Annotated in this window: 6 protein-coding genes; 4 read left to right on the top strand and 2 right to left on the bottom strand. The window is 73.8% G+C overall.

What is annotated here, in order from left to right; all coding sequences use genetic code 11:
• A partial coding sequence (locus ABZS66_RS59710; RefSeq protein WP_354773588.1) for an FAD-dependent monooxygenase occupies nucleotides 1–139 on the bottom strand: 139 nt, incomplete at its 3' end.
• 245 nt (nucleotides 140–384) lie between these two features.
• Here ABZS66_RS59710 and lysS point away from each other — a divergent pair.
• The 4 genes from lysS (at nucleotide 385) to ABZS66_RS59690 (ending at nucleotide 5,534) form a co-directional block, all read left to right on the top strand.
• Nucleotides 385–2,037 carry a lysine--tRNA ligase gene (lysS, locus tag ABZS66_RS59705; protein ID WP_354773586.1) on the top strand — a complete coding sequence of 551 codons (1,653 nt, stop codon included), beginning with the start codon at nucleotides 385–387 and terminating at the stop codon, nucleotides 2,035–2,037.
• 51 nt (nucleotides 2,038–2,088) lie between these two features.
• On the top strand, nucleotides 2,089–3,033 hold the full coding sequence (locus ABZS66_RS59700; RefSeq protein ID WP_354773584.1) for an acyltransferase domain-containing protein: 945 nt from the start codon (nucleotides 2,089–2,091) through the stop codon (nucleotides 3,031–3,033).
• Between the two features lie 48 nt (nucleotides 3,034–3,081).
• Nucleotides 3,082–4,305 (top strand): alpha/beta fold hydrolase, encoded by a 1,224-nt coding sequence (locus tag ABZS66_RS59695; RefSeq protein WP_354773582.1) that lies wholly within the window; start codon nucleotides 3,082–3,084, stop codon nucleotides 4,303–4,305.
• A gap of 77 nt (nucleotides 4,306–4,382) precedes the next feature.
• Nucleotides 4,383–5,534 carry an aminotransferase class I/II-fold pyridoxal phosphate-dependent enzyme gene (locus ABZS66_RS59690; protein WP_354773580.1) on the top strand — a complete coding sequence of 384 codons (1,152 nt, stop codon included), beginning with the start codon at nucleotides 4,383–4,385 and terminating at the stop codon, nucleotides 5,532–5,534.
• Here ABZS66_RS59690 and ABZS66_RS59685 read toward each other — a convergent pair.
• Complete coding sequence (locus tag ABZS66_RS59685) at nucleotides 5,523–6,395, bottom strand: alpha/beta hydrolase (RefSeq protein ID WP_354773578.1); 873 nt, start codon at nucleotides 6,393–6,395, stop codon at nucleotides 5,523–5,525. The two genes, ABZS66_RS59690 and ABZS66_RS59685, sit on opposite strands and share 12 nt — an antisense overlap.
• Nucleotides 6,396–6,655: the final 260 nt, after the last annotated feature.

Genomic DNA, 6,655 nt, shown 5'->3' with positions numbered 1-6,655 from the left:
TTTCCTGCTCCAGGACGAGGACCCGCACGTCGTGCAGCCGCAGTTCGGCGGCCAGCATCGCACCGGTCGGCCCGCACCCGGCAATGATCACGTCGAACCTGGGGGGCGTGCGATCGGCGGTGGACTGGACAGGGTGCATAGGTGTTGCCTTTCGGGAGGGCCTGGTGGGCGAGGCGCTCCCGGCGACACCTACGTCGATCGCCCGACCGTGACCGGCAGGGGGAGCACCCACGTCGATACAGCGTTCATGGGTCTCACCTCCTCGGGTGGTGGCACGGTCAGCTGCAAGCTACAAGCCGGGCACGGTCCCCGTCCAGTCCTGTCCCGCACAGCATCGAGACGGCTGCCGGAGCGCCCCGGATCCGAGCTTGCTTGAATAGGGGTGTGACAGAAGGTATCGCCGATGACTGGGTGGCCCGGTTCGCCGACGAGGTCATCGAGGCCGCCCGGGACCGCGCGCCCGGCACGCCGATCGTGTGCGCGTCCGGGCTGAGCCCGTCCGGCCCAATCCACCTCGGCAACCTGCGCGAGGTCATGACCCCGCACCTGGTCGCCGACGAGATCCGCCGCCGCGGCCACGACTGCGTGCACCTGCTGTCCTGGGACGACTACGACCGCTTCCGGCGGGTGCCGGCCGGGCTCGACGGCGTCGACGAGTCGTGGGCCGAGCACGTCGGCCGGCCGCTCACCGCCGTGCCCGCGCCGCGCGGCAGCGCGCACCCGAACTGGGCGGAGCACTTCAAGGCCGCGATGGCCGCGTCGCTCGCCGACCTCGGCGTGACCTACCGGCCGGTCAGCCAGACGGCGATGTACACCGAAGGGGCGTACACGGAGCAGATCCTGCACGCCATGCGCGAGCGGGTGCACATCGACGGGGTCCTCGCGAAGTACCGCACGAAGATCCGACCGGAGGAGAACGACGAGGACGGCGAGGGCGCGGCCGGCTACTACCCCTACCGGCCGTACTGCTCGGTGTGCGGGCGCGACACCACCACCGTCACCGCCTACGACGACGACACCACCGAGCTCACCTACACCTGCGCCTGCGGCCACGGCGAGACGGTCGTCCTGCGCGAGCACCGCAGCGGCAAGCTCGTCTGGAAGGTCGACTGGCCGATGCGGTGGGCCTACGAGGGCGTGCACTTCGAGCCGTCGGGCGTCGACCACACGTCGCCCGGCTCGTCGTACGTCGTCGGCAGCCAGCTCGTCGCCGAGGTGTTCGGCGCGCGGCCGCCCATCGGCCCGATGTACGCCTTCGTCGGCATCGCGGGCATGGCGAAGATGAGCAGCTCGCGCGGCGGCGTCCCGACGCCCGCCGACGCCCTGCAGATCATGGAGCCGTCGCTGCTGCGCTGGCTGTACAGCCGGCGGCGGCCGAACCAGTCGTTCAAGGTGGCGTTCGACGACGAGATCCAGCGGCTGTACGACGAGTGGGACACCCTCGGGCGCAAGACCGCCGCCGGCACGGCCGCGCCGGCCGACGCCGCCGCGTACCACCGCGCGATCGGCACCGCCGACGGGCTGCTGCCGGTCACCCCGCGGCCCCTGCCGTACCGGATGCTCGCCTCCGTCGCCGACATCACGGTCGGCGACCCGGCGCAGATGCTGCGGATCCTGGCCGACATCGACCCGGCCGACCCGGTCGTGTCGCTCGACGAGGCCCGCCCGCGCCTGGACTGCGCGCTGCGCTGGGTCACCACCTGCGTCCCCGCCGAGCAGCGCACCCACGTGCGGACCGAGGCCGACCGCGAGCTGCTGTCGTCCCTGCCGCCCGAGCGGCGCGACGCCCTCGACCGCCTCGCGGACGGCCTCGACGCGCACTGGTCCCTCGACGGCCTGACGACGCTGGTCTACGGCGTGCCCAAGCTCCAGCTGGGGCTCCCGCTCGACACGCCGCCCACGCCGGAGCTGAAGGTGGCCCAGCGGGAGTTCTTCTCCCTGTTGTACCGCCTGATCGTCGGCCGGGAGTCCGGGCCGCGCCTGCCCACGCTGCTGCTGGCGGTCGGCGCCGACCGGATCCGCACGCTCATCGCCTGAGCGGGTCCGGCGTGCTCGTCGGCCTCGACGCCGGCCGGTAGGGTCGTCCGCGTGGATCTGGACGACACCGCCGCCCGGCTCGGGGTGGCCGTCGAGGACGTCGAGCGCGTGCACCGGCTCGCCGGCGACCGGCCGTCGGCGCCGCTGCCCGCCAAGGGCGACGCGCCCGCGATCCTCGACCGGCTCGCGGTGCCGCCGGACGACGCCGCCGAGATCATGGCGGGCTGGCCCGACCCCGGCTCCGCGCTGTGGACGCCGGAGCTGCGCTGGCTGCTCGACCGCTCGACCGCCCTGGTCCGCGCCGACCTCGGGGGCCACGGCTGGCTGTCGCCCGGTCCGGAGCTGCCGCGGGACCGGGGCCCCGCCTGGCGGCATCTCTACGTGTATGCGTACCTGGCCCTGGTCGACGTCGTCACGGGCTACCACCGCGACCACGGCGTCGCCGAGGCCGTGTCGTGGGCGACCCTCGCGGACCTGGGCCGCAACCTCGCCGTCGACCGGCGGATGCGCGGCGAGGGCTGGCCGGTCATGCAGAGCTGGCTGACGCTGCACGCGCGCGGCGGCCTCTACGAGCTGGGCCGGCTGCAGCACCAGCGCGGTGGCACCGCCATCGACCTGCACATCCCCGACTCGGGGCCGCTGGCCCCGGAGGCAGTCGCGGCGTCGCTCGACGAGGCCCGCGCGTTCTTCCCGCGCCACTTCCCCGACGAGCCGTACACGGCGTTCGCCTGCGGCTCGTGGCTGCTCGACCCGCAGCTGCTGGAGTACCTGCCCGCGGACTCCAACATCGTCCGGTTCCAGCGGAGGTTCGAGCTGGAGCCCTACGAGGAGCCGGAGGGGCTGGACGCCGACGTCGAGGTGCTGCGGTTCGCGTTCCGCACCCTGACCACGCCGCTCGACCGGCTGCCGCGCGGCACCGTGCTCCAGCGCGCGATCGTCGACCACCTGCGGGCCGGCCGCCACTGGCAGTGGCGCAGCGGCCGCTTCCCGATCTAGCCCGGCCGCGACTCCGTCCAGGTGGGCCGCGGCGGTAGCGTACGGGGCATGACGATCTTCCGGCACCCGGGGACGGTGCTGACCGACCACACGTTCGAGGTGCCGCTGGACCACCGGCAGCCGGACGGCGAGCGGATCGAGGTGTTCGCCCGGGAGGTCGTGGCGGCCGGGAAGGCCGGTGACGACCTGCCGTGGCTGCTGTTCCTGCAGGGCGGGCCCGGCCACGGGTCGCCGCGGCCGATCGGGCGCGACAGCTGGCTCGACCGGGCCCTCGACGACTTCCGCGTGCTGCTGCTCGACCAGCGCGGCACCGGGCGGTCGACCCGGATCACCCGGCAGCGGCTGCGGGCGCGCGGCAACCCGCAGGCCCAGGCCGCATACCTCGCCCACTTCCGCGCCGACGCCATCGTCCGCGACGCCGAGCTGATCCGGGCGCGGGTCGCCGGCGACCGGCCGTGGAGCGTCCTGGGGCAGAGCTTCGGCGGGTTCTGCGCGGTGACGTACCTGTCGTTCGCGCCCGGAGGACTGCGCGACGTCATGATCACCGGCGGGCTGCCGGGGCTGCACGCCACCGCCGACGACGTGTACCGGGCCACCTACCCGCGCGTCGAGGCCCGCAACGACGCCCACTACGCGCGCTACCCGGGCGACGCCGCGATCGTGCGGGCCGTCGTCGACGCGCTGCCGGCCACGGACGTCTCCGTGACGGCGTTCCGGTCGCTCGGGCTCGCGCTCGGGTCGAGCACCGGCTCGCACGAGCTGCACTACCTGGTCGAGGACGCGTTCGAGGCGCCCGGCACGCTGTCCGACGCGTTCCTCGCCGAGGTCCGCCACCGGCTCGACCTCACCGCCGCGCCGCTCTACACCCTGCTGCACGAGGCCTGCTACGCGCAGGGCGGCCCGACCGCCTGGGCCGCGCAGCGCGTCCGGGACGAGTTCCCGCGGTTCGCGGACCCGGTCCTGTTCACCGGCGAGATGATCTGCCCGGAGCTCGTCGACCCGGCGTTCGCCGAGGTCGCCGACCTGCTCGCGGCCAAGGACGACTGGCCGGCGCTCTACGACCCGGCCCGCCTGAGGGACAACACCGTCCCGGTCGCCGCCGCCGTCTACTCCGACGACATGTACGTCGACCGGGAGCTGTCCGAAGCCACGGCCCGGGCGATCAACGGCGCACGGACCTGGGTCACCAACGAGTACGAGCACGACGGCCTGCGGGTCAGCCGCGGCGCGGTGCTCGACCGGCTCATCCGGATGATCCGCGGCGAGGTGTAGCGCGACGCGGGGCGCGGCAGGCCACCCGTGCGCGGTTGGCCCTCAGACCGGCCGCGACGAGGGCAGATACTGGCCGGATGGAGCACCCCAGCATGACCGACCTGCTGCACCCGGCCGTGGACAGCGGCCCGGGCGGCACGCCGCTGACCCTGCCGATCTACCAGACGAGCACGTACGAGCTGCCCCGCTCCCCCGCCGCCGCACAGATCGCCGCCGCCGTCGCGCCCACCGCGTTCTACACCCGCTACGGGTCGCCGAACGCGCGGGAGGCCGAGACGATCCTCGCGAAGCTGGACGGGGCCGAGGCGGCGCTGCTCGTCGGCAGCGGGATGGCGGCGGTGAGCGCGGCGCTGCTGTCCAACGTCCGCGCCGGCACCCGGGTCGTGGCGCAGACCAGCCACTACACGGCGGCGCTCACGCTCCTGCGCACCGTGCTGCCCTCGCTGGGGGTGGACGTCCGGCTGGTACCCCAGGACGCCGTCCCCGGCGCCGTCGGCCCCGGGACGGACGTCGTGTACGTGGAGACGCCGAGCAACCCGACGATGGCGCTCACCGACCTCGCCGCGGTCCGCGCCGCCGCCCCGGACGCGCTGCTGATCGCCGACAACACGTTCGCCACGCCGTACAACACCCGCCCCCTCGACCTCGGCGTCGACCTGGTCGTGCAGTCGGCGACGAAGTACCTCAACGGCCACAGCGACGTCACCGCCGGCGTCCTCACCGGCTCGGCGGAGCTCATCGCCCGCGCGTGGGAGACGGCCCGGGTGCTGGGGCCGGTCTGCCACCCGTTCGAGGCGTGGCTGCTGGCCCGCGGGCTCAAGACGTTCCCGCTGCGGATGGCCCGGCACAACGCCAACGGCCTGGCGGTCGCGACGTTCCTGCGGGACCACCCGGCCGTACGCGCTGTGCACTACCCCGGCCTGCCCGGGCACCCGCAGCACGACCTGGCCCGGCGCCAGATGGCGGGCTTCGGCGGGATGCTGAGCTTCACCGTCGGTACCGCCGAGGCCGCCCAGCGCGTCATCGCCGGCACGAAGCTGGCGCACAACGCCGTCAGCCTCGGCGGCACCGAGACGCTCATCACCCACGCGGCGTCGCTGGTCTTCACCCACCAGACCGAGCAGGAGCGGCAGGAGTCCGGCATCGACCCGGGGATGCTGCGCATGTCGATCGGCCTGGAGGAGCCGGAGGACATCATCGCCGACCTCGACCAGGCGCTAGCGCTGTAGCGCCAGGATCTCCCCCAGGAACTCGCGGGTGTACGTCGCCACGGTGTCGAAGTCGCTCTCCAGCAGGAAGTGGCCGCCGTCGCGCAGGTGCACCTCGGCGTCGGGGACGTCCTCGCGGAACGCGAGCGCGCCCGCCGGGTCGAAGATCCGGTCGTTGCGGCCCCACACGGCCAGCACCGGCGGGCGCTCCCGGCGCAGGTACTCGTGCAGCCGCGGGTACACCCGCAGGTTCGACGGGTAGTCGCGGAACAGGGCGAGCTGGATGGCGTCGTTGCCGGGGCGGCGCAGCAGGTCGTGGTCGTGCAGCCAGGTCTCGGGGGCGATGACGCTCGGGTCGGGCGTGCCCTCGAGGTACTGCCACTTGACCGCGTCGAGCTCCAGCGCCGAACGCACGGGCGCCTCGGTCGCCGGGGACGGGTCAGCCGCGTAGGCCCAGATCGGGGCCCAGAACTCGGGGTTGAAGCCGGCCTCGTAGCCGTTGCCGTTCTGGGTGACGATCGCCGTCACCGGCCGCTCCGGGCGCAGCGCCAGCCGCCAGCCGACGGGCGCGCCGTAGTCCTGGACGTACATGGCGTACCGCCGCAGGCCGAGCTGGTCGAGCAGGCCCGCGGTGAGCTCGGTGAGCGCGTCGAACGTGTAGCCGAAGCCGTCCGGCGCGTCGGAGAGGCCGAAGCCGAGCATGTCCGGGGCGATGACGTGGTACCGGTCGCTGAGCGCGGGGATGAGCCGCCGGAACATGAACGAGCTGGCCGGGAAGCCGTGCAGCAGCACGACCGCGGGGGCCTCCGGCGGCCCGGCCTGGCGGTAGAACAGCTGGTGGCCGCCGACGACGGCGTACCGGTGGTGGGTGGGACGGTCCATGCCAGCAGCCTGCGCCACGGCGGGCGGGTGGGCCGGCGGCACCGAGGAGCCTCACCTGGACGATCGCCCCCTCGGGCGCGCCGTGGCACGTTTCCGGGATTCGCCCGGCCCCGCACGTCCGTACCGTTCTTCTCAACGGCAACGAACACCACAGACTTTCAGGGAGATACAGATGAGCGACGTCGACTACGGCCACTACGAGGCCGGCGCCGAGAGCGGCGAGCTGGAGCAGCTGCACACCGCCGAGGGCAGCGAGGCCG

This window comes from Dactylosporangium sp. NPDC005572, from assembly GCF_040605515.1.
Taxonomy (GTDB): Bacteria; Actinomycetota; Actinomycetes; order Mycobacteriales; family Micromonosporaceae; genus Dactylosporangium.
This window is presented reverse-complemented; position numbering and strand designations above follow the sequence as displayed.

Coding starts and splice junctions, on each gene's coding strand:
- ABZS66_RS59695 (WP_354773582.1), top strand. CDS start 3,082: ATGACGATCTTCCGGCACCCGGGGACGGTGCTGACCGACCACACGTTC.
- ABZS66_RS59690 (WP_354773580.1), top strand. CDS start 4,383: ATGGAGCACCCCAGCATGACCGACCTGCTGCACCCGGCCGTGGACAGC.
- ABZS66_RS59685 (WP_354773578.1), bottom strand. CDS start 6,395: ATGGACCGTCCCACCCACCACCGGTACGCCGTCGTCGGCGGCCACCAG.